Origin of the sequence: Microcoleus sp. Pol12A5, assembly GCF_036701435.1 — a bacterium.
GTDB lineage: Bacteria > Cyanobacteriota > Cyanobacteriia > Cyanobacteriales > Microcoleaceae > Microcoleus.
The window spans coordinates 12,243-33,996 of record NZ_JAUBQU010000055.1; the positions used below are offsets into that span (position 1 = coordinate 12,243).

General features: G+C 46.3%; 16 protein-coding genes. 6 read left to right on the plus strand and 10 right to left on the minus strand.

The window, feature by feature from the left end:
• Positions 1–284 precede the first annotated feature (284 nt).
• The 4 genes from QUA45_RS16095 to QUA45_RS16110 form a co-directional block, all read right to left on the minus strand.
• The gene (locus QUA45_RS16095; RefSeq protein WP_333100698.1) at positions 285–572 is read right to left on the minus strand and encodes a DUF1816 domain-containing protein; all 288 of its coding nucleotides are present in this window, start codon (positions 570–572) and stop codon (positions 285–287) included.
• A 235-nt stretch (positions 573–807) separates the two neighbouring features.
• Complete coding sequence (locus QUA45_RS16100) at positions 808–1,563, minus strand: DUF2993 domain-containing protein (RefSeq protein ID WP_333100696.1); 756 nt, start codon at positions 1,561–1,563, stop codon at positions 808–810.
• Positions 1,564–1,691: 128 nt separating this feature from the next.
• Complete coding sequence (locus QUA45_RS16105) at positions 1,692–2,285, minus strand: pentapeptide repeat-containing protein (RefSeq protein WP_333100695.1); 594 nt, start codon at positions 2,283–2,285, stop codon at positions 1,692–1,694.
• A gap of 246 nt (positions 2,286–2,531) precedes the next feature.
• On the minus strand, positions 2,532–3,944 hold the full coding sequence (locus tag QUA45_RS16110; protein WP_333100693.1) for an HD domain-containing phosphohydrolase: 1,413 nt from the start codon (positions 3,942–3,944) through the stop codon (positions 2,532–2,534).
• A gap of 275 nt (positions 3,945–4,219) precedes the next feature.
• Here QUA45_RS16110 and QUA45_RS16115 point away from each other — a divergent pair, with 275 nt between their 5' ends.
• From QUA45_RS16115 to QUA45_RS16125, 3 genes are all read left to right on the plus strand, one after another.
• Positions 4,220–4,957, plus strand: coding sequence for a DUF2993 domain-containing protein (locus QUA45_RS16115; protein ID WP_333100690.1), 738 nt, complete (start codon positions 4,220–4,222; stop codon positions 4,955–4,957).
• A gap of 234 nt (positions 4,958–5,191) precedes the next feature.
• Positions 5,192–5,746, plus strand: coding sequence for a DUF6658 family protein (locus QUA45_RS16120; RefSeq protein ID WP_333221494.1), 555 nt, complete (start codon positions 5,192–5,194; stop codon positions 5,744–5,746).
• A gap of 654 nt (positions 5,747–6,400) precedes the next feature.
• On the plus strand, positions 6,401–6,676 hold the full coding sequence (locus QUA45_RS16125) for a PP2C family protein-serine/threonine phosphatase (protein WP_333100497.1): 276 nt from the start codon (positions 6,401–6,403) through the stop codon (positions 6,674–6,676).
• A 456-nt stretch (positions 6,677–7,132) separates the two neighbouring features.
• Here the strand turns inward: QUA45_RS16125 and psb35 are convergent, their stop codons facing one another.
• Entirely contained in the window at positions 7,133–7,345 is a 213-nt protein-coding gene (gene psb35, locus QUA45_RS16130; protein ID WP_333071025.1) for a photosystem II assembly protein Psb35, read from the minus strand.
• A gap of 211 nt (positions 7,346–7,556) precedes the next feature.
• On the opposite strand from psb35, the gene QUA45_RS16135 reads away from it, so the two are divergent.
• A complete protein-coding gene (locus QUA45_RS16135; protein WP_445305324.1) occupies positions 7,557–10,574 on the plus strand; it encodes a glycerol-3-phosphate acyltransferase in 3,018 nt (1,005 codons plus the stop codon).
• 143 nt (positions 10,575–10,717) lie between these two features.
• On the opposite strand, the gene QUA45_RS16140 is transcribed toward QUA45_RS16135, so the two are convergent.
• The 4 genes from QUA45_RS16140 to QUA45_RS16155 form a co-directional block, all read right to left on the minus strand.
• Positions 10,718–12,448 (minus strand): phosphatase PAP2 family protein, encoded by a 1,731-nt coding sequence (locus tag QUA45_RS16140; protein ID WP_333100480.1) that lies wholly within the window; start codon positions 12,446–12,448, stop codon positions 10,718–10,720.
• Positions 12,449–12,766: 318 nt separating this feature from the next.
• The gene (locus QUA45_RS16145; protein WP_333100481.1) at positions 12,767–13,987 is read right to left on the minus strand and encodes an ABC transporter permease; all 1,221 of its coding nucleotides are present in this window, start codon (positions 13,985–13,987) and stop codon (positions 12,767–12,769) included.
• An 82-nt stretch (positions 13,988–14,069) separates the two neighbouring features.
• Positions 14,070–15,287: an ABC transporter permease gene (locus QUA45_RS16150; RefSeq protein ID WP_333221498.1), complete on the minus strand. Its 1,218-nt coding sequence runs from the start codon at positions 15,285–15,287 to the stop codon at positions 14,070–14,072.
• 108 nt (positions 15,288–15,395) lie between these two features.
• Positions 15,396–17,264, minus strand: a complete 1,869-nt coding sequence (locus tag QUA45_RS16155) for an efflux RND transporter periplasmic adaptor subunit (protein WP_333100483.1) — start codon at positions 17,262–17,264, stop codon at positions 15,396–15,398.
• Between the two features lie 518 nt (positions 17,265–17,782).
• Between QUA45_RS16155 and QUA45_RS16160 the strand changes: the two genes are divergently transcribed.
• Positions 17,783–18,193 carry a hypothetical protein gene (locus QUA45_RS16160; RefSeq protein ID WP_333100485.1) on the plus strand — a complete coding sequence of 137 codons (411 nt, stop codon included), beginning with the start codon at positions 17,783–17,785 and terminating at the stop codon, positions 18,191–18,193.
• Positions 18,194–18,204: 11 nt separating this feature from the next.
• Here the strand turns inward: QUA45_RS16160 and QUA45_RS16165 are convergent, their stop codons facing one another.
• A complete protein-coding gene (locus QUA45_RS16165) occupies positions 18,205–19,215 on the minus strand; it encodes an ABC transporter permease (protein WP_333221499.1) in 1,011 nt (336 codons plus the stop codon).
• 267 nt (positions 19,216–19,482) lie between these two features.
• Here QUA45_RS16165 and QUA45_RS16170 point away from each other — a divergent pair, with 267 nt between their 5' ends.
• Entirely contained in the window at positions 19,483–21,738 is a 2,256-nt protein-coding gene (locus QUA45_RS16170; RefSeq protein WP_333221501.1) for an SBBP repeat-containing protein, read from the plus strand.
• Positions 21,739–21,754: the final 16 nt, after the last annotated feature.

Sequence of the window (21,754 nt, forward strand, 5' to 3'; positions counted from 1 at the left end):
TTTAGCCCCGATTATTTTTGGCAGTTAGTGCTAGCTAAAATCTGCATTTTGGTGTAGAAGATACCGACATTTAAGCCACCACTACAAATATAAAGTCCGCAGGGTAAGGACTAAGACAACATGATGCTTAATATTATTGTTGAGGCTTCAGTTAAGGAAAAACTCAAACAGAACTTACACTCTCTAGACGCCCAGAAACCGGGTTGTTTAACCGATACCCCTCGCAATAGATGGAGTATTTGCGTTAAAAAACCCGGTTTCTGCCGGTTGGACTATCAAAATTATTAAGCAGCGACACCTTCTGAGAATTCATCACAAATGGTGAGAGCCGAAGGCTGACACCGTTTGATGCGGATGCTAACTTTTTTGGCTCCCTCGCTTTCCAAGTCTTCTATGTAGCCTGGAGTATTGCTGGAAGCTTCTTTGTCTGTGTCAAAGGGGCCAAAATAGTAGGTACAGTGGGGCAAGTCGGTGACAATTTCTACCCACCATTTCTCAGAGCGGTGGTGGCTGGGCCCCGCAAATACGGACAAGACTGCGACGTAGATACAAAATAAATAAAATCCGAGCATTTTTATTCTTCAGGGGTGATTTAATTTATTATTAAAATGTATCAAAATAATTTGCCACTCGAATCAACCTCAGTGCTGATTTTGAGTCGATCGAACTGAGATGGTAGATTGTAGATCTTAGATTTTTTCTCCCATCTAAAATCTAAAGCAAAACCCGCCGGTGCGGGTTGTTTGCTAACTGAAAAATGCTCTTTTTCCCAAGTAGAGGCCTGGGCAAACCTCAGCCTGCTGAGGTTTAGCGCTTGCCTTTGGGGAACTGTTCGATACCAGCCCAACCGTAGAAAACCAGCTCGTCGTTCTGAACTCGGCAGCGGTCTACTCGTAGTTGAGTGCCTTCTAAGGCAAATTTGTCTAAGTCTAGCAAGTTATTTACGTGGGCAATTATAGCCTGACCCAAGTCTACTGCTTGCCCGTCACCGCCGTAAGTAACGCTGACAAATTGGATTTTACGTCGGTCTTCTACTTGCAATTGAGCTGTAATATCTATTTTGACGGGTTCGCTGGCCTCGCCTACGGTAATTTCGGACTGAAGCCGAATTGATTTGTCACTTCCGAAGCTGACTTCAGTGTTTTGAAAGTGCAGAGATTGCTCTTGATACTTCAGCTTCTGGAGTTTTTCAACTACAAAAGGTGTATTGAATGAGGTGGTTAAATCCGATCGACTTAAGACTACTCGCATATTGGCCTGGGTAGGCTGTCGCAATTTCACTTGACCTGCAAAAATCGCCCCAAAATCAATTGAGACTGCTTGCAGGTAGAGTTCCATCACTTCTATGCGGAGGCCGTTGTACATCAACATACCTTTGCCAACAAAGTCGAAACCGTCGATGCTTCCCTGCAAGAGTTTGGCTACTGGTTCGACTCGGATGTTGGCCTCGGCCTTTTCAGAACGCTTGAATAAGGCTGCGATCGCAGCTCCTGCTACTTTACTAACAAGGCGATCGCCACTTTGACCTTGAAAGGATGTACCGCTAAACAAAGCTGCTACCATTTATTCGTTTGCTCATCTACAGTCGCCATTATAACCCTATATTAAGAAATGTAAAAATCGCTTGTGCTTATTCACTCTATAAGCAGATCTTGTTTTTTTGTCTGTCTTCAAAACAACATTGTTGAAATTTAAAGGCTCAGGGGGGTGCCTTGGAGACAGGCGCGATCGAGCAACGCTCCATCCCACAGGGTTTGTTCGATCATGGCGCAAAGTAAATTAGCCCCCGTCAGGTTAGCGCCGCGCAGTACGGCTCCATTCAGAATCGCTTCTTCCAAGTCAGCTCCTGACAAATCAGCGCCGGACAAATTGGCATTGCTCAAATCGGCACCAAGCAAAATTGCCCGAGCCAAAGCAGCGCCCCGCAAATCGGCGCCACGAAAATCGACACCGCTCAAATCCAAATTGCCGATGGATGCCCCCGTCAAAAAAGCACCCCCAAAACTTGCGTCGCGGACTAAAGCGTTAGCGAAGGAAGCTCCCCGCAAATCGGCATTGCGAAAATCTGCGCCTCGCAAGTCAGCGCCGCTCAAGTCAGCACCTCTGAGGTTGGCTCGCAATACGGCCCGCTGCAAGTTAGCGCCGGCGAGATTAGCTCCACTCAAGTTGGCTTGAGACAAGTCAGCACCTGCGAGATCGGCTCCCGCTAAGTCTTTGCCGGCTAAATCAGTGCCGGCCAACATCAAAATTTTGCCTTTGCGTATGGCTTCGAGGTCATTAGTCATTAGTTTTTAGTCATTAGTCATTGTCGTCATTAGTCATTAGCGCACAGACAGGCGGTGGCTACAACTCCCAGTGGTAGGGTGCGCTTAGCAAGCACAGGCTGAGTTTTTGTAGTGTTGGAAAAGATTTTGTGCTGAGTTTTAAATGCCCAATACTTCTTCGGCTAGGCACTTTAACTGCGCTCAGCACAAGCTCTGTACAAGTTCCCAATTACCAATTACCGATCGCCCATTTCCCATCCAGTTATTTTATAATGCCGGAGCGGTCGCGGTCGTTCGATCGCCCAAATCCTCCAGCCATACGTTAGGCAGTTGGCTCGGGCGGTTCGGTAACTGCATCAAACCCATTTCTGCCAGCCTGACGACGTTGCTGAGTGTTTCCACCAAAGCCGGATCGAAGCGAGTGCCCGACAGTTCGCGGCACTGTTCCAAAGCTTCGCTCAAACTCAAAGCCGGACGATCGCCACGGGGTTGAGTCAATTCTTGAAAATCAGCGACCAACCCCAAAATCCGCGAAGCAACGGGTATGGTTTCGGCTCGCAAACCCTCTGGCCTGCCGCTGCCGTCCCAATATTCGAGTTGGTGCTTGACAATTTCCGCCACAGGTGCTAGTTCCGGCATTGCTTGCAGCAGTTGGGAACCAATGAAACTGCGATCGCGCCAAAAAGAGAAAGTTGCTGGGTCGAATTGATCGGGAGTGCGATCGAACACTTCATTCGGGGCAGAAACTAAGCCGACTCGAAACAGCAATCCAGCCAGCCGCAGCCTCCGCAACTGCAAAGCAGGCAAATCCAGCAGTTGACCCAAAGTTTCCGACAAAGCCGCCACCTGCAAAGACGCTGTAGGATTGGAGGTATCGCGTTCGTCCACGCGCTGGGCCATCCGCAGAAAAGCTTGAAGTTTGTTAGCGTTCAAATTGCGGCTGACGCGCAAAGCTTGACCTTCTAATTCCCACAATTCGCGGGTTTGGCGGTTAATTGCCACCATTTGCTGCTGAGAACTTTGCAGGTAAGTGACTATCCGCGATACCACGCCACTAATATCTGCCAAGGGCGGGCCTTTGGTTGCCAGGATTTCGCGGTACATTTCCAGCAAACTGTCGGCTAGGGGGGAGTTGTAATGTCGCGTCTGTTCTATAAAAATTTCTGCCGAGGCCGACACCAAAGACTGGTCAAACGACCACAAACCGTAGAACTTTCGTTCTGTATCGACTTCTGGCTTGCCCTCGGGCAAGTATTCCTCGGCTGAAAGTTCGCGGCAAAGCACCATTGCTTTGTATGTGGGGGCGACGATGATTAAATTCCATTCTTGGATGAGGGGGTCGCTCTCATCGAGATTTATTAAAGATACATTTTCTAATTGACCCGTTTTGTGGGTAGCGAAACCGCTGTCGGCTACTGCACCGATGACAACGCGCCGAGAGGCATTAGCAATATCTAGGTAGCGATCGGCTTCCTGTAAATACCATTTACCCTGCTGAAACGTTACCAAAACTAAGGGTTGGAGTTCGCTCTTGTCCCCGCCACTGGTTTGCAAAATGTGGTCTTCTAGGGCGTGACATAGGGCTACTAGGGTGTTTTTGAAGTATACCCCGTAGCTAGAAGGCAGTTTTCCGTCGGGAAGTGTAGCTTGTAGTCTAGCGAGAGTTGATTCTGAATTCATTGCAAAAAGCGGTGCCGGCTCTTACTTATTGTAGCGGGCGATCGAACTTCTAGAAAAGACTTTTGGCAAAAATCCTAGTTTTTGAGTTTTCACCGCTTCGCCACGGAGTCAATGTAGAGTGCGCCGAAGAGTACCTGATTAATTTTAGTAATTTTCTGGAAACCCTCTGTCTTTGGCTGAGTTTTTTTCATACGAGAAACCTGCCGAGAGGAAGACGATAAATAACTTAGGTATTAACTACTATTTTTAAAACAAGATTATTAGGAATTCTGAGCGTGCTTCAACAAAATAGAAGTTTAGGGGAACAGGCGATCGACAAAGTTGCAGAGATTGCTATTGCTAGCAAATTAGACGAATCCGAAACTTTGTCTGTCACAGTTAACACCGATCCTGGCCAGCTAGCCCAGGGAGAAGTAGAGGCCGTTGCCGTTGAGGGCAAAGGATTAGTAATGCAGCAAGATTTGCGCGTGGAAGAATTGCAAATCCACGTCAAGGATATTGCAGTCAATCCCCTGACCGCTATGTTTGGCAAAATTGAACTGAACGGGCCTGCCTTCGGTGGGGCGCGCGCAGTTTTAACAGAAAGCGATATCAACCGCGCTTTTAATTCCGAATACATCAGCAGGAAACTGAAAAACTTAAAAGTTACTGTTGACGGACAACAGCAGACAATAGACGTTAAAACTATTGAGTGCAAATTGCTAACCGGAACAATCGCTTTAAATGCTGAGGTATTAGTGCGGGAAACTGCCTCCACGGAAAAGATTTATTTCACAGCAAAACCTGAGATCGCAGCGGGCGGTTGGGCAATTTCTCTTCAGGATGTCGAGTATCCGGAAAACAAGGAATTTTCGCCGGAGTTAACTGAAGCTTTGGCTGACAAAGCTGGTGAAGTTTTAAACTTGCGAAATTTTGAACTTGAGGGAATGTCCCTGCGGATCCAGCAGCTAAATGTGGAAGCTGGTTTGCTAACTTTGCAAGCTGAAGCGAAAGTCGAAAAATTCCCTAATTAGGAGCTTGTAGGGTGTGTCAGAAACAAAAAAGCTCTTCAATTCCAGCAACTATTGGAACTGGCGAACCCTACTATTATGCTTTGCTTTGGAAAAATCTCGGCAGTTTATTAAATCCCCCTAAAGTCATAAAAAAGTCGATAGCAACCCGCAGCAAAATATTACCGCCGTTAGAGGCAGGCATGGGGAGTTTACTTTTATTCTTGACAAGTAGTAGTAAAAAATCGGAAACTTTTAATGAACACTGTAATTTCTTTTTTGAAAAAACTGCGTAACGGTCGATTTTTGACTCAATTTTTGACTGTATTTATGGCAGGTGTGCTGCTGTTTACCAGCACCGCTTGCAATGCGGGCGATGTTCGAGGCGCTCGGCCTGACAATCCTCCCGTTCAAGCTGGAGGAATGAATAATCCTCACAAGGGTGGCGGTGATGGATACACGAATTATAAAACCTCCACCGATCCTAAAGTAAATCAGTCGCCTGCTCAAGCACAAAAGAATCGGGCTGATTTGTCGATATTGGGCGATCGTCTTATGGCTGCGACTACCGGTGAATCTAATTCCTCAAAGCTGCTTTATCCGGGTTCTGCACCCATGGAAACTGACAAGTTAGACCCCGAACGCGGCGGAGATAAAACTGTGTTAGAAGCGCCAGACGGACAAAGCGATTCTGATGCCAATATTTTAGAGAAAGTAGGCGCTGCGTTTAAGGATGCTTCTGGTTTCCTCAAAGATAGTGCTGAAGATGCCAAGGAAAGCTCGGTTACGAAACTCAATCCGCTGCAAAAATAAGCAAGCATAACCTAAAATAATGTAGGGGCTGTCTGAAATTAGCCCCTACATAAATAATATATAAAATATAATTTAGCCAAAGTATATAAATGCTTGTAGAGCTGTTATATGCTCAAAAAATTAACTCTTTTTCTGTTTTTTTATGAGGCATAGCAATATATTTGACATTTTCTGGGATTTAGGCTGCGATTACCGATAGTGTTTTTGGTAAATTGTAATCATGAATAAATCTAAAAAATATTGATTAACATGAACTATTTTACCATAAATTAAACTGACTGGGTTGTTTGTTTCGTGAGCGATCGAGCGATTAACTGTGCTAAACAAAACATTTGTTTGCAGTGAATTAGCTGAATATACAAGAAAAGTTCGATTACAATTCTATTACAAAACTTAAATTTTAATAAGATTATTTTACAGACATAGCAAAAACCATAAATTAAATACTTTGAGGCTTAAAGAAGCGTTGTAATGATAGATAAAATAACAGATAGCTCCCACCTGATTGGAAAGCTTTTTATCAAACGACCGAGTTTTTATTAAAAAAGCGAATGTTCGTTGGCATCAGGATATTATTGAATCTTTCTATATCAGAAGTTTTGCCCTGAGATCTCCAGACAGATTGGTGTTGCTTGCGAGGAAAAATTTTTCCCGATCGCCCTCCTAGATGACATTGCTGAGTTCATCAGTCATATTTCAATGGAGCTATACCCAGGAGATAGTATCGTGCTATATACCGATGGTATTCCCGAAGCAAAAGACATTAAGACAAAACAATATGGCGTGGAAGCGATGTGTGAAGTCATTCGCCAAAACTGGCATTTGTCGGCTGGGAAAATTAAGCAAGCGGTGATTGACGATTTACGGCGACATATCGGCACTCAAAAAGTGTTTGATGATATTACGCTGTTGGTTTTGAAGCGGACATAATTAGGTGTAGAAAAAAAGTCACAGCCTCAAGTCACCGGATTGCTTTAGATTGAGCGTCCATACCTCGAAAAAATAAACTTATGACATTAAACTGGAAATGGTCGTCGGGGCGATTGCCTTAGCAGTCAAATTTACGAATATGTGGTGAGATGTCTCAAATGCCGCCTCCCAAAAGAGGCTGAATCTCCTGAGAACTATAAAGCTGTAGTCAATGTCTAATTTTCTATAATTAAATGTATCTCAACGATCTATTGCATCAAGGTCAATAAAGGGTTCGAGGGCGGGATGACAAGTCGATTTATTGACCTTAGTGCTTTCTGTCAATTAAAAATATTCACTCAAAGTTTTTATACATAATAGCAGCGTAAGGCGCGCCGAGGCGCACCCTACCTGATATATAAGCAAGGGTAATTTCTATTCCTCTCAAAGCTTTTTCCGATCTAAAACAGCTTGGTTCTATTTTTTCTTTGAATCAGAAACATCAGCAATCAAATCGTCTTTATCAACTTTCGGGACAAAATCAGGGCGTTCTTTGGATTCCCAACCGGGGGGGCGCTTGGAGTTGTACCAGGCGATCGAGCCGATGGTAACTGCGGCAACAAAGCCAACACCAAGAACTGCTATTGGAGCGGTCAAGCTGACACTTGATTCCGGCACTGGCTGCTGCATCAGCAGATCGATCGTTACTCGCTTGATGGGTGTAACAAGAACTGCCATGGGAGCGGTCAAGCTTATATTTATCATTAGGCCAAATCCTTATCTACTCTACTTTTACATTATCTTAAGTGCTAATGCCGTTTTGTTGATATATCTGAAGGCAGAAAAAGTGACAGAATTGTCGGCATAATGGTTAGAGGTTGAAAATATGAGAGCTGATTTTATGCCGTTGGGGACAATAGCATTGCTGTTGGCTGCGAGTTTCAGCTTGGGTGCTTTACCGCTAACGGGATGGGCGGTGCGAGTGTTTAGCCGCCGAGATTTGAGGGCGCTGGGCACGGGGAATGTGGGCGTGTCTGCTGCTTTCATTCACGGGGGGAAATTAGCGGGAATTGCTGCGGTGTTGGCGGAAATTGCCCGGGGTATTTTGCCGGTTTTGGCGGGGCGATTTTGCTTCCCGGATGCACCTGCGATCGCGATCGCCCTGTTAATTCCTCTAGTTGCGGGCAGATATGCGATCGCCCGAGGTGGAGGCGTGACCAACGCTGTTTGGGGTCTTTTGGTATTTTCGCCGCCGATGGCTGTTTCATCGGGCATTTGGGGGCTGCTGGTGTGGGGTTTGGCACAGCAGTGGTGGGGTGAGGGCGATCGGGCGAGACTCTTTGCTTCCCGTTGCGGGTGTCTGTGCACGCCAATCTGGGTTTGGGTGTGGCGACAATCAATGCCCGAATTTTTAGCAGCAACAGGATTAGCTTTGTTGTTAGCAGCAATTAATTTCAGCCAGGGTGATGATATGGCTTTATCTAAATCTGAACAATTGTTTTCTCTTGATGACTTGTTAGATGCTGCAATATGCGGCGATAAAGCTGCTAAATTGTCTCAACTGAAACGCGCAGGTTTTAACGTACCTGCTGGTTTTATATTGTCATCCAAGGAAGAAGGAAGTTCGGCAACGGATTATGTAACGGATGTAACGGATGGAAGCAAGAAGGAAGAAGTCCGACGGAAGAAGAAAGAGGGAAGAGGGGAAAAGAAAAATGCCGAGCATTTGTCAAGTATTGATGTTTTAATCCAAAATCTAAAAGCCCAAATCCAAAATCGCATAATTGTGCGTTCTTCTGCTGCGGGAGAAGACGGGGATATTAGTTCAGCGGCTGGACAATATCAAACCATTGGGCCTGTTTCAACTAAATCAGAATTGCTCGATGCAATTAATCGCTGTCGCCAGTCTTATTGGACTTCCGAAGCTGTGGCTTACCGCCGACAGCGACAATTGCCCGATACTCAAATGGCTGTACTGATTCAGCCTTACATTGACAGCCAAATTGCGGGAGTCATGTTCAGCCGCAATCCTTTAGATGGCGGTTCCCAGATTATTATTGAAGCTTTACCGGGAGGAGCCGAAGCTGTTGTCGGCGGACAAGTTACTCCGATTCATTTGGAAATAGATTTTAGTAGACCGGAATCATTAGAAGAAAGTTTAAGTGAATTTAAAAATTATTCAATTATTGATAAATCGATTATAGCAAAATTGGTGAAACAAGCCCAAGCAATTGAAGCATTTTTTCACGGCATCCCGCAGGATATTGAGTGGAGTTGGGACGGTGAAAAAGTTTGGATTTTGCAGAGTCGCCCCATTACTAATTTGCAGCCATTCTGGACGCGAACTATTGCAGCAGAAGTGATTCCTGGTGCAATTCGTCCCCTAACTTGGTCGATTAATCGGCCGCTGACTTGCGGGGTTTGGGGAGAGATTTTTAAGGTGGTTTTGGGCGATCGCGCCAGTGGCTTAAACTTTAATGAAACGGCAACTTTGCTCGGTTCTCACGCCTATTTTAATGCGACTTTGTTGGGCGAAATCTTTCGGATGATGGGATTGCCGGAGCAGGGTTTGGAATTTTTGCTGAGAGGGCAAAAAATGGGCAAGCCGCCTTTGGGGAAGATTTTGCCTTCTTTGCCTGGTTTGTGGCGTTTGGTACAGCGGGAGAGGGCGCTGAATGCAGAATTTAAGGGCGATCGTACTTCTATTTTTCTCCCTGCACTGCAAATTCTGGAGCAGGAAGAAGGAAGAGGATCGAGCGAAGCAATATTAATGCCCAATGCCCAACGCCCAATGCCCACTTATCAATATTTGTCGGAATTGTTGGAGAAAGCCGAGCAAATTCAGGAGTGGCTAAAACCGATTACTTACTACAATATATTAGGACCGATCGGGCTGGCTATTCGCAAGGCCATTTTTCGCGTTTCTGATGAATGGCTAGCTAATGACAGCGCTCCTGAAATTGCTTCTGTGCGAGCTTTACAGCAGTTGGCTCAGAAGTTGCGACAAGCTGCTGTTTCGCAGTCTGACGAAACTGTTTCAGTAGCAGATTTAGCACATATATTTGCCGAAAGTCCGGCTTTACAAGCAGAATTTAAAAAGTGGCTTGATACTTACGGATATTTGAGCGAGGTGGGAACGGATATCGCTGTTCCTACTTGGCGAGAACAACCGGAAGTGTACCAAAAACTGCTAATAAGCATGGCTCAAAAAGGCGAAACTAATTTAGTCGAAAAGGGGAAATTAGGATTGACTTGGGGGCAGAAGTGGCGACTAGATAAATGTCAGGAAAGAGCGATCGTCAAAAACGAAATTAGCGAAATTTACGCGCGGTTGTTGGCTCATTTACGCTGGAATTTTTTGGAGATTGAAGCTTGCGGATTGGCAATGCAGGTGTTTCAGGAAAGCGGAGATATTTTTTATCTGGAATTTGGGGAAATTCAGCAGTGGATTCGCAGCGGTACCAGTGTTTCGTTTAAGGATACAATTAGGGAAAGGCGCGATCGCCTGTTAGCCGATCGCGATCGCCCGATTCCCCCCGTGGTCTACGGCAATTTGCTGCCAAATTCTCAGAAAAGGGCGATCGAACTTACCCAATCCGCAACTAATATCATCCAGGGAATTCCGGCAAGTATCGGCCGTGTCGAAGGTTTTGTCAAGATTTGCCGCACCGCGAGCACGGATTTAGGAGAAAATGCGATCGCAGTAGTTCCTTACACCGATGCAGGTTGGGCGCCGCTGCTATTAGGAGCAACAGCAATTATCGCCGAAGTTGGCGGCCAACTATCTCACGGGGCAATAATCGCTCGCGAGTACAAAATTCCCGCAGTCATGAATATTTCTGAAGCAACAACTCGCCTGCGAGATGGTCAAAAAGTCCGAGTAGATGGGTATCTCGGCACTGTAGAATTGCTGGAATAATTAGCAACAGGCAAAATGCCTGTTCCACAAAGAGTTTATTTCTTGTGGAACAGGCATCTTTCCTGTTCATAAAAAGATTATTGAAAATGGTGCAACATCTCAGCAATCTCGTAAACCCGCCCCCTCCCCACAAAAAAGCTTTCCTAAGCCTTTAAGAAATTCTGCACAACATAATTCCCCACATTTCTACCCACACTTAAACCATTTACGTTAGCACTCATGAAATGAATGCCTCCGTAAAGGCGACTCATTCCCGATTCATCGGCCGCTTCGCTGAAGTTTTCAAAGGTTCGCAAAGTGTTGACACTCCTGTCTCCCCGATCTCCAAAACCATAATCCGAACCAAATACAGAACTCATAACAGTATCTGCCGCACCGCTAAAGGTACTGTGACCCGACGTGTACTCAGGGAACGGCGGAGTAGTTAGCAGCGGAGTCCACAGGGGATCGGCTGTCGTTGCGGGATTGTTGTCTGTGTCAGCTTGGCGGATAGCTGTCACGGGCCGCCACAAGTTGTACTCATACTTGGCATCCCAGCAGCTAATAGCTGCATCGGCCAGAGCAATATTCAGCAGGGAGAACAAGCGGGCGCTATCTTCTAAGGATTGACCAGTGAGAGTCGCTGTTTCTTCGGCGATTTGGTTCCAGTGGCCCGGAGGCGTAAACGTCCCAGCGCCATTAGCCCAGAATTTGGCGATGACTGTTTGGTCTGGGGTGCGCGTGAGGCTGTCACTTTTGCCAATTTCTTTGATATAGTTAACCTCCTCTGCGTACTTGGCGCTGTCAAGGGTGGGCGGGCCCGACGGGCGGAACTGAGAACCGCTAGTCATCGCAAAGGGAGTAACTTCGACCCACTGTGGCGCTAACGCTGCTGCAAAAGCGGGGGGAGTCGGCACCCAACTGCCGGGGTCGGTTGAGGGAGTGTACTGCACTACTTTCGTGATGCCGTCTGTACTCCGCGAACTGATAATTTGGTCGGCAACTTGCTGTCCGAGGGCAATCCCGTCTTGTTTGGCTTTACCGTCGGTAATTTTAGCTAGAGACGATGCGTATGCTTGGTCAAATGTGGCTGCTTGCGCTGGGTAGAGGTTGACTAAGACGCGGTGGGCGGCTGCGGCGGTGGCTGCTTCTGCTGATGTACCTGCGGGTGGGTCTATTTCCACGAGGTAAGGGCTGTATTTTTTGCCGATCGAGTTAACAGCATCGTAAATGGCTACGTGAACCATTGCCATGTTGCGGGAAGCGAGGGGAGGTGCGGTGCTGGCCGTCCGCACTGCATTCAGCAGGACTCCGTTCCACTCGGTGACAGGGTTGCCCGATAGCTGATTTGTGAATTGGTCGCGATTGATGGTGTTGCTGTTGACTCCTGGCAAGACTGCTAAATATTCGCCCGTAATTTTGTCTTGAATTACGGTGCTGTTGCTGTTGGCGCCCGTGCCTTGCTGGATGTTTAAATCTTCAAAGGTGAGGCCGTCTAGCAATCGAATTTTGTCATTGCCGTTGCCGAAGTCGGCGATGTAGTCGGCTGTGGCTAAAGTTGGGCCACCGCTGCCTTTAGCAATGGCAAATATATCATCGCCTGTGCCACCGCTCACGGTATCGGTACCGGCGCCCGCGTAGATGATATCGTTGCCGGAATCGCCACCAATTAGGTCGCTGCCTTTGCCTCCCCAGAGGATGTCATTGTCCGCACCGCCAACAATCGTATCGTTGCCTTGGTCGCCGCAGATTTTGTCTTTACCGACATCGCCTTCGAGATAGTCGTCTCCGCTGTTGGCATAAATGATGTCGTTGCCATCTAAGGCGGTCAATCTGTCTGGTTGGGTGGTTCCTTCGAGATAGTCAAAGTTAGAACTAGGGGTGAGGGATGCCATGTTTATTTATTGGATATTTTGATTAAAGCGCAAAGGTTCGTACCGTCTGTAGATGCTTCGGTGTGTTTGCCCCTGATTTAATAGTATTAAACTTTCTGGTTGACAAGTAAACGCCACAACCAAGCTTTATTTAATATTTAACGGGCTTTTTATGAAGTTTTGCGCTTTAAATCTGCGTAAAAATACAGAGATTAAAACTGCATTCGATACTGCAATGTTGTTAATTGTTTATAAAAAAACACTTTTTAATATTTAGATAGAGATAATTTTGACCAGCATAAAAGGCGCGGATTGTGTAACTGAGTAAGTAGATATTTATTAAGCACTTCTCAAAGCTGCGATCGGGTCGAGTTTGGCGGCTTGGCGGGCGGGGACAACGCCGAAGAAGAGGCCGACTGCACCGGATACACTGACAGCAAGGGCGATCGCCACGGGTGATATTCCAGCTTGCAAGGGCGTGAAATTACTTACAAGCAAGATACCGCTGACACCTACGCAAGTACCGACTATCCCTCCGGCAGCGGACAAAATTACAGCTTCGACAATAAATTGAAACAAGATATCTTGTTGGGATGCGCCGATCGCCTTTCTGAGCCCAATTTCCTGAGTGCGTTCGCTGACGGAAACCAGCATAATATTCATAATCCCAATGCCACCGACTAATAGGGAAATGCTGGCAACAGCAGTTAACATCAGTGTCAGAGCCCCAGAAATCGCACCCATTGTTGCCATTAAATCTTTTTGATTTCTGACTGTAAAGTCGTCTTCGGTGGTAACTTTGTGCCGCAGTCTCAGCAAGTTTTCTACCTGAAATTGAGCCGCGTCCATTTGCAACTCATCTTTAATAGAAATAAATACCGACGTGACAGCTAAACCGTAGGGAGATTTCCGCCCGACAATGCGGTTTGCCATTGTGGCGATCGGCACTGCGGCCGAGTTATCGTAATTCGTACCAAAAGATGTGCCTTTGGGTGCCAATACTCCTATTACTTTGAGGCTGACATTTTGGATACGCACTTGTTCGCCCAATGGATTTATATTGCCAAAAAGTTTTTCCGCTAATTCGGAACCTAGAACCACAACTTGGTTACTTTGTTTAACATCTACTTCAGTCAAAAACCGCCCTTTTGCCATTTCAAAGCTTCTGACTTCTATAAATTCTGGAATCGTGCCAAAAATTAGAGCAGAAACGTTTTTGTTGCTGTAGCGAACAATCTCTGAACTGTTAAGTTCTGCTGACACGCCTTGAACGGAGGGGACTTGAGTTGCGATCGCCTTAGCATCTTCTACTATCAGTGTTTGAGGCGCACTTGCGATAGAACTTCGCCTAGCGTTGGGAACTCCGGGTCTAACTATCAATACGTTTGTACCCAGGGATTGAACTTGTCCTGCTACAAATTTTTGAGCTCCTTGTCCCACTCCAATCATCGCAATTACTGAGGCGTTGCCGACAATCATGCCGATCATTGTTAAACTGCTGCGAGTTTTATTAGCTAGCAGTGTTTGACCTGCCATTTTGACGCTTTCAATAAAATTCATACTTAGTTATTAATTATGAGTTATTAATTATGAGTTATTTTTATAACAGTCAACAGTCAACCGTCTACCGTCAACAAATTAATTAAGCACTTCTCAATGCCACAATCGGGTCTAATTTAGCAGCTTGTTTGGCGGGTACAATGCCGAAAAATAAGCCGATGCTGCCGGAAACACCTACTGCAAGTGCGATCGCCACTGGGGAAACGCTAGCTTGCAGGGGAGTAAAAGCAGCGACTAAAAGCACGCCGCCGATGCCGAATCCAGTGCCGATCGCACCGCCTGCTGCCGACAAAATCACAGACTCTATCATAAACTGAATTAGGATATCTTGCTGAGAAGCTCCGATCGCCTTTCTCAATCCAATTTCCTTCGTGCGTTCGGTAACAGAAACTAGCATAATATTCATAATTCCGATGCCGCCGACAAACAGCGAAATGGCCGCCACGAAAGCCAACATCAACGTCAAAGCACCAGTAATACTGCCCAAAGTCTTCATCAAATCTTTCTGGTTTCGGACAGTAAAATCATCTTCCTTAGTAATTTTATGACGCAATCTGAGCAGATTTTCTATTTGAAATTGGGCGGCTTGCATCATAGTTTCATCTTTGATAGCAACCGAAATAAATGTTACTTTTGTACCGTAGGGAGATGAGCGACCTACGATCCGGTTTGCCATTGTTGTCAGCGGTAAATAAACGTTCATATCTTGATTGTCGCCAAAACTTGAACCTTTTGCCTGCATGACTCCAATCACTTGAAAGGTAGAGTTTTTGATGCGAATGTATTGACCAACTGGTTGTGTATTGCCAAATAATTGTTCGGCTGCTTCCGATCCTAAAGCAACCACATTTTCTTGTCTTTCTAAATCTAATTTGCTTAAAAAACGACCTTGACCCATATCAAAGCTTCTGACTGTCAGAAATTCTGGGGTAGTTCCGACAATGGAAGATGAGACATTTTTATTGCGGTAAGTAACGATTTGACTATCATTGAGAGTTGGTGCAACTTCTTGGACCGAAGGAACTTGAGATGCGATCGCCTCTGCATCTTCCACTACTAAAGTCTGGGGCGGAATCACCGGGCGGGTTTGCGCTTCAGGACTTCCGGGAATAATAAATAGCAAGTTTGATCCCAGAGAGTTAACTTGTCCCTCGATAAATGTTTGAGCTCCTTCGCCGATACCTATCATAGAAATTACCGAAGCATTGCCAATGATAATTCCTAACATCGTCAAGGTGCTGCGAAGCTTGTTTGCCATCAAAGTTGTGACAGCCATTTTGACGCTTTCAACAATATCCATAATTCGATTTTGAATTTTAGATTTTAGATTAAGGAATTGGTAATTGGGTAAGGTGCGCATTGCGCACCCTACTAATGACTAGCGAGCGAGAGGAGCGCACTGAAATGACTACTTTTGATTCTTGATGATATCCTCTAGTTTTTTACCTTGAGGAAGTTCGGTAAAAACGCGATCGCCCGCTGCAGCACCCTCTAAAATCTGAATCTTGTTGCCAATAGTCGAGCCAACCGTAACAGGCTTAAACTTCGGCTGCTGTTTCTCATCGGGAACTAGCACACCTGTTTGACCTTTATTAGTCACAATTGCCACCGTCGGCACAACTAAAGCATTGCTCAGCTTTTGACCGACAAATCTCAAATCTACATTCATCCCCGATTGCAGCGACTCTTTGCCCGTATCAATGGCAACTCGCACTTGAAATAGCGTCACATCCCGTTCCTTAACAGCTTCCGGCGCAATTAACTTAACGCGGCCTTTAAACACTTTGTCTGGATAAGCATCGGCGACTATTTCAACTTCTTGACCCGGTTTAATTTGACTGATATCAGCCTCCGGGACTTTCGCCAAAACTTCCACATCTCTAGCTAAAGCGACAATGGATGTCGAAGTGGCCGAAGTAGCTTCCGAGGCCGAAGTTGCGGGAGTTACAAAAGCTCCTTGGATGGCGTATCTTTGGGTAATAATTCCAGCAAAAGGAGCGCGAACTTTCGTATCTTCTAACTGCACTTCTTGAAAGCGGACTTGAGCTTGAGCTTCGGCTAATTCAGCTTGAGCTTGAGCTATTTCTTCCGGGCGTGAACCGTTTTCTTGTGCGGCTAATTGGCTTTTTGCTTCAGCAACTGCTGCTTCGGCTTTGGCGATTTCTTCGGGACGGTTGCCGTTTTCTAGCTGCGCTAATTTGCTTTTAGCTTCGGCAACTTCTGCTTCGGCTTGAGCAATTTCTTCCGATCGCGTGCCGTTTTGCAATTGGTTCAATGCTTGCTGCTCGACTTGCACAGCAGCTTGCAGTTGCTGAATTTGCGACAGCCGATTTTCTTGTAGTTGTTGCAGGCGTCTTTGAGATTCTATTAATTTAGCTTGGGCTGTACGATTTTCTTTAATTAATTCATCCAGTTTATCTTTAGCCAGAGCACCTTCTTCCACTAACGGTCGATTGCGTTCCACCCGTTGAGCGGTTAGTTCGGCTTGGGCTTTACTCGAGTCAATTTGCGTTTGTGCTTGGGCAATTTCTTGTTTGACACTGCCGGTTTGAGCATCTGCTAAACGAGCTTGAGCTTGGGCTAAACGAGCTCGCGCTTGGCTGACTTCTTCAACGCGGCTGCCGGCTCTCAGTCGCTGCAAGCCTGCTTGAGTTTGCTGCAAGCGGGCTCTGGCTCCTGCAACTTCTTCCACGCGGCTGCCGGCTTGGACTTGTGCGAGACTGGCCTCGGCTTGCTCTAAGCGCGCTCGGGCGCTGGCGATATCTTCCGATCGATTCCCGGCTTCGATTTTGGCGAGTTTGGCCCGAATGCTAGCTTCGCGGGCTTTAGCTTGAGCGAGTTGAGCTTCTACATCGCGGCTTTCCATGCGCGCCACAATCTGTCCTGCTTCGACTTTATCGCCCTGTTCGACAAACAATTCTGCGATCCTGCCGGAGCCTTTAGGGCTGAGATTCACGCGCTGTACCGGCTGCACCGTGCCGCTGGACGTGATCCGTACCGTGAGGTTTTGCGCTTCCACCGGCACTGTCATAGTGGCGATCGCATCTACTTTCGGCTGCGATCGACTTTTTGCTACATATATAGTGGTCGGTACAGCTAGCAACCCGGCTGCAACCAACCCAATTACCCACCGCTGCGGTTTGCGCGCTGGTTGCTTCGGAGACTGCTTTTGGGCGGTTTTGTTATCTGCAATTTTAGTCTCTGCGGCCTTGGTGTCTACAGTCTGAGTATCTTCCACCTTGACCTGAGCAGTTTCCTTTTTAGGGCTAACGATCATACCGACTCACCTAATTTAATCTCAGGATTACCTTAAAGGTAAAATTTTTGCTGATGCTTGGCATCGTCTTTCAGACTCATCCGATCGGGTGATTTAAAAAAAGTTCCCCAACCAGCACCTGTAAACAATTATAGCTAATCTTTGCAATTTATTAAAAAATGTTAAGTTTTTTCAGCCAAAAGAGGTGGTTCTAAACAAAATCGCTCCTGGCTGCTGGCAAATAAAAATATATTTTAGCAGATAATATTGTTTTTGGGATCTAGGATCGTGCTTCTCACCAGCAACAAAGGCAGATATGGCAGGGGGCGATCGATCGTCACTAGGTCATTGCGGACTCGTGTTAGCGCTCGCAACGGGATCGGCCAGTGCTAAGCTCGTAACGACAGAGTATGGACACACTTATTCTCATAAACCCGGTTTCACTGGTAGCGGTGCCTAAGTCCTGAATACATATCCGCACGGTGTCCACAACAGGTTAAAATATTTTTCAAACTCGTTAAAAAGGGAAAATCAAAATAATGAATCGTCCTCAAAGCGTTACAGTTCTGGCAATTTTGCAGCTAATTAGCGGCGTATTCAGCCTCCTTGACGGCTTGTTCATCTTACTTTTTGCTGGCATTTTTGGCGGTCTCGGTGCGGCTGTCGGCGGGGCGAGAGTTGGCACTGTAATCGGCGGCTTCATTGCAATTTTTGCGACGGTCGCTCTAATTATTGGAATTATTTCCTTAATCTTAACATGGGGTTTGTTTCAACTCAAAAAATGGGCTTGGACGGGAACATTAATTATCCATGTCATCGCCACCCTCGCGCAAATTGCTAAAATGTTTGGCAGCGCAGGTGCAGCCGTTAATTTTTTAACCCTGGGTTTTGCAGTGGCTAGCATTTACTACCTGCTGCGTCCGGATGTTAAACAAGCATTTCTTGTTTAATTTCCTTTTAATTAACGGTACTGAATTCTCGGATCGAAAAAAGCATAGGAAATATCAACCGCCAGATTAATCAGTACAAAAGTCACAGCCACAAAAATTACTCCTCCTTGGACAATTGGGTAATCCCGCGTCAGAATACCAGTGTAAATCCAAGAACCAATTCCCGGCCATGAGAAAATAGTTTCAGTCAAAATAGCGCCACCTAAAAGAGTGCCGAACTGCAAACCGATAGTTGTGACAATTGGCAAAAACGCATTTTTCAAAGCGTGTTTCAAAATCACCCAATATTCCGGCAATCCCTTCGCCCTCGCAGTGCGGATGTAATCTTGAGAAAGCACTTCCAGCATTGCAGAACGAGTGATGCGAGCTATAATCGCCAGAGGAATAGTTCCTAAAGTCAAAGCTGGCAGGATTAAATGGGCGATCGCATCTCGCAAAGCCACCAAATCCCACCTCAGCAAAGAATCCAAAACATAAACACCCGTAATCGACTTAAAACCAAACCCCAAATCTACACTAATCCGCCCGCTTGGAGGCAGCCATTTCAGATAAACAGCAAACAAATAAATCAACATCAATCCCAACCAATACACTGGCAAAGATACGCCAATTAACGAACCGCTAATCGCGAGATTGTCCAGCCAGCTATTTTTCCGAACAGCAGCCAAAATCCCCGCCGGAATTCCGATTAAAAGTGCCAGCAACATTGCGACCACAGACAGTTCAAAAGTAGCAGGCCAGCGGCTTGTAATTTCATCAATTATCGGAATACCGCTAATAATGCTATTTCCCAAATCCAAGCGCAGCAAACTCCATAAAAAAGCCAAATATTGCAAAGGTAAAGGCTGATTTAAACCTAATCTCGCTTTCAAAATTTCCACCTGTTCGGGAGTTCCCCGTTCTCCCAAAAGCACTGTAGCTGGGTCTCCCGGTATCAAATGCAAAAAAGTAAATACTAGCAGAGTGATGCCGAAAAGGACTGGCAATAGTCCTAGCAAACGTTTAAGAATATATTTAGCCATAATTAGATTTGAGATTTGAGATTTGAGAACAAAAATATTAATCAAAAAGTAAACTTATGTAAAGTATGAAGAACCAAAGAGAAGATTTTTTGATCGACAGTGACATACTTACGCACATACTTACGCAGACATAGGTTGTTTTAAGATTGATTTTCTTTTGGGGTAAATCTTGCAGGCGATCGCACTAGCACTAGATAAAAACGAGCGATCGCACCTTTAACTGCAATGTACGCATTTTGTGACATAAATTCATTTGTGAGGTGTATTATGCCTTCCTCAACAATATCAGCACGCGCGATCGCAGGCGCAGTTGCAGGTACTATCGCTGAAACCACACTGACTATTGGAAAACTAGCGCCTAACTTTGAATGGCTCAAACAATTCGGGACACCCAATGACGATCGCTTCAGGAGCACAGCACTTGACAGTGCAGGCAGTCTCTATCTGACAGGAGACACCTATCTCCCTTTGAGCGGCACCAATCCAAGTACAAATGCCTGGGTAACCAAATATGACAGCACTGGCAGTCAGTCGTGGCTCAAGCAGTTAGGGGATAACTTGGCGACGGAAGTGACAGTGGATAGTGCTGGCAATGTCTACCTGACAGGAAGCACTGCTGCCGCTTCACCGGTGAAGATTTTTAATGATTCCGACGCTTGGGTAGCTAAGTATGACAGCACCGGCAGCCAGTTGTGGCTCAAGCAGTTCGTCTTCGGAAACTCTAATGACTATCCCTCATGCCTAGGAGTGGATAGTGCTGGCAATGTCTACCTGACAGGAACAAGTGGCTATACAACTTCAGGTGCAGGTGGAGGCCCCAAAAGCGCTTGGGTAGCTAAGTATGACGACAGTGGCAACCAGTTGTGGTTGAAGGGTGTCAATGCTGACACCCACGACCTCTCCGATGGCATAAAAGTGGACAGTAGTGGCAATGTCTATCTGACGGGCACAAACTATAACTTTTCAAAAGGCTATCCACCGGATGTTCACACCTGGGCAGCCAAGTATGACAGCAATGGCAACCAGTTGTGGTTGAAGCAAGTCGGGACTGCTGACTCTGACTACCCAGAAATCACAGCCCCCTCAGATTTAGCGGCGGATAGCGCTGGAAATCTCTACCTGACTGGAGAAACCAACGGCTCTTTGGGAAGTCCCAATGCAGGCAGTGAAGATATTTGGGCAACTAAGTACGACAGCAATGGCAATCAGTTGTGGCTTAAGCAATTCGGGAGTCCTGAATATGATTTCCGCCCAAACTCAGCACTTGATAGCGCTGGCAATCTCTACCTGACGGGAGAAACCAACGGCTCTTTGGGAGGCCCCAATGCAGGCAGTGAAGATATTTGGGCAACTAAGTACGACAGCAATGGCAATCAGTTGTGGCTCAAGCAATTCGGGAGTCCTGAATATGATTTCCCCTCAGACTTAGCAGTCGATAACGCTGGCAATGTCTATCTCACGGGCTCAACCGAGGGCGCTTTGGGAGGCACCAATGCAGGCGGTCAAGATATTTGGGCAACTAAGTACGACAGCAATGGCAACCAGTTGTGGCTCAAGCAATTCGGGACTGCTGAATCTGACTCCTCCTCAGAATTAGCACTCGATAGCGCTGGTCCTCTCTATCTCACGGGACAAACTAACGGGGCTTTGGGAGGTCCCAATGCAGGCGGTCAAGATATTTGGATTGCTAAACTTGGCACAATCGCAGAGGTAGTCACACCAACGCTGACACCAACACCAGTACCAACACCGATACTAATATCGACGCCTACTCCCACAACAACGCCGACGCCTACTTTAACACCAACTCCTACGACCCCACCAACGCCCTCAATCACTCCAACGCCCAATCCGACATCAACACCAACGCCTTCAATCACTCCAACGCCCAATCCGACATCAACACCAACGCCCTCAATCACACCGACACCAACGCAGTCCAATTCTGATCCAATTATCGGTACTGATGGCGACGATATCCTTGCAGGCGATCGCAGCAACGATACCATCAGTGGCAAACAGGGAAATGATACCCTCAGTGGTATTGATGGCAATGATTGGATGTATGGTCATCAAGGAAATTATTTTCTCGAAGGTAGCAACGGGGATGATACGCTTTACGGTGGCAAGGGCAATGATACTTTGCTTGCGGGGAACGGTGAGAATGTTTTATTTGGCGATCGCGCTTTTGACAGTCTCATTGGGGGTGAAGGCAATGATACTTTGTATGGCGGCAAGGGAAATGATACCCTATTTGGCAGCTTGGGAAATGATTGTTTAATTGGAGGTTTGGGGAGCGATCGATTCCTGTTAGGACTGGATGCTGGAACGGATACCATTTTAGATTTTGAAGACAAGAAAGATTTGCTCACACTTGCTAGCGGTATCACCTTCTCTCAATTAGCAATTACTCAAAGTAACAGTGCAACTTTAATCCGGTTTGTCCCAACCGGGGAAATCTTGGCATCTCTAAGCGCGATATCAGCGAGTCAAATTAATGCTGCCGACTTCACTTTCCTCTAAAACATGGCTTACGCAT

Coding starts and splice junctions, on each gene's coding strand:
- QUA45_RS16100 (WP_333100696.1), bottom strand. CDS start 1,563: ATGGTAGCAGCTTTGTTTAGCGGTACATCCTTTCAAGGTCAAAGTGGC.
- QUA45_RS16095 (WP_333100698.1), bottom strand. CDS start 572: ATGCTCGGATTTTATTTATTTTGTATCTACGTCGCAGTCTTGTCCGTA.
- QUA45_RS16145 (WP_333100481.1), bottom strand. CDS start 13,987: ATGAATTTTATTGAAAGCGTCAAAATGGCAGGTCAAACACTGCTAGCT.
- QUA45_RS16140 (WP_333100480.1), bottom strand. CDS start 12,448: ATGGCATCCCTCACCCCTAGTTCTAACTTTGACTATCTCGAAGGAACC.
- QUA45_RS16110 (WP_333100693.1), bottom strand. CDS start 3,944: ATGAATTCAGAATCAACTCTCGCTAGACTACAAGCTACACTTCCCGAC.
- QUA45_RS16170 (WP_333221501.1), top strand. CDS start 19,483: ATGCCTTCCTCAACAATATCAGCACGCGCGATCGCAGGCGCAGTTGCA.
- QUA45_RS16155 (WP_333100483.1), bottom strand. CDS start 17,264: ATGATCGTTAGCCCTAAAAAGGAAACTGCTCAGGTCAAGGTGGAAGAT.
- QUA45_RS16135 (WP_445305324.1), top strand. CDS start 7,557: ATGCCGTTGGGGACAATAGCATTGCTGTTGGCTGCGAGTTTCAGCTTG.
- QUA45_RS16150 (WP_333221498.1), bottom strand. CDS start 15,287: ATGGATATTGTTGAAAGCGTCAAAATGGCTGTCACAACTTTGATGGCA.
- psb35 (WP_333071025.1), bottom strand. CDS start 7,345: ATGCAGCAGCCAGTGCCGGAATCAAGTGTCAGCTTGACCGCTCCAATA.
- QUA45_RS16165 (WP_333221499.1), bottom strand. CDS start 19,215: ATGGCTAAATATATTCTTAAACGTTTGCTAGGACTATTGCCAGTCCTT.
- QUA45_RS16120 (WP_333221494.1), top strand. CDS start 5,192: ATGAACACTGTAATTTCTTTTTTGAAAAAACTGCGTAACGGTCGATTT.
- QUA45_RS16105 (WP_333100695.1), bottom strand. CDS start 2,285: ATGACTAATGACCTCGAAGCCATACGCAAAGGCAAAATTTTGATGTTG.
- QUA45_RS16160 (WP_333100485.1), top strand. CDS start 17,783: ATGAATCGTCCTCAAAGCGTTACAGTTCTGGCAATTTTGCAGCTAATT.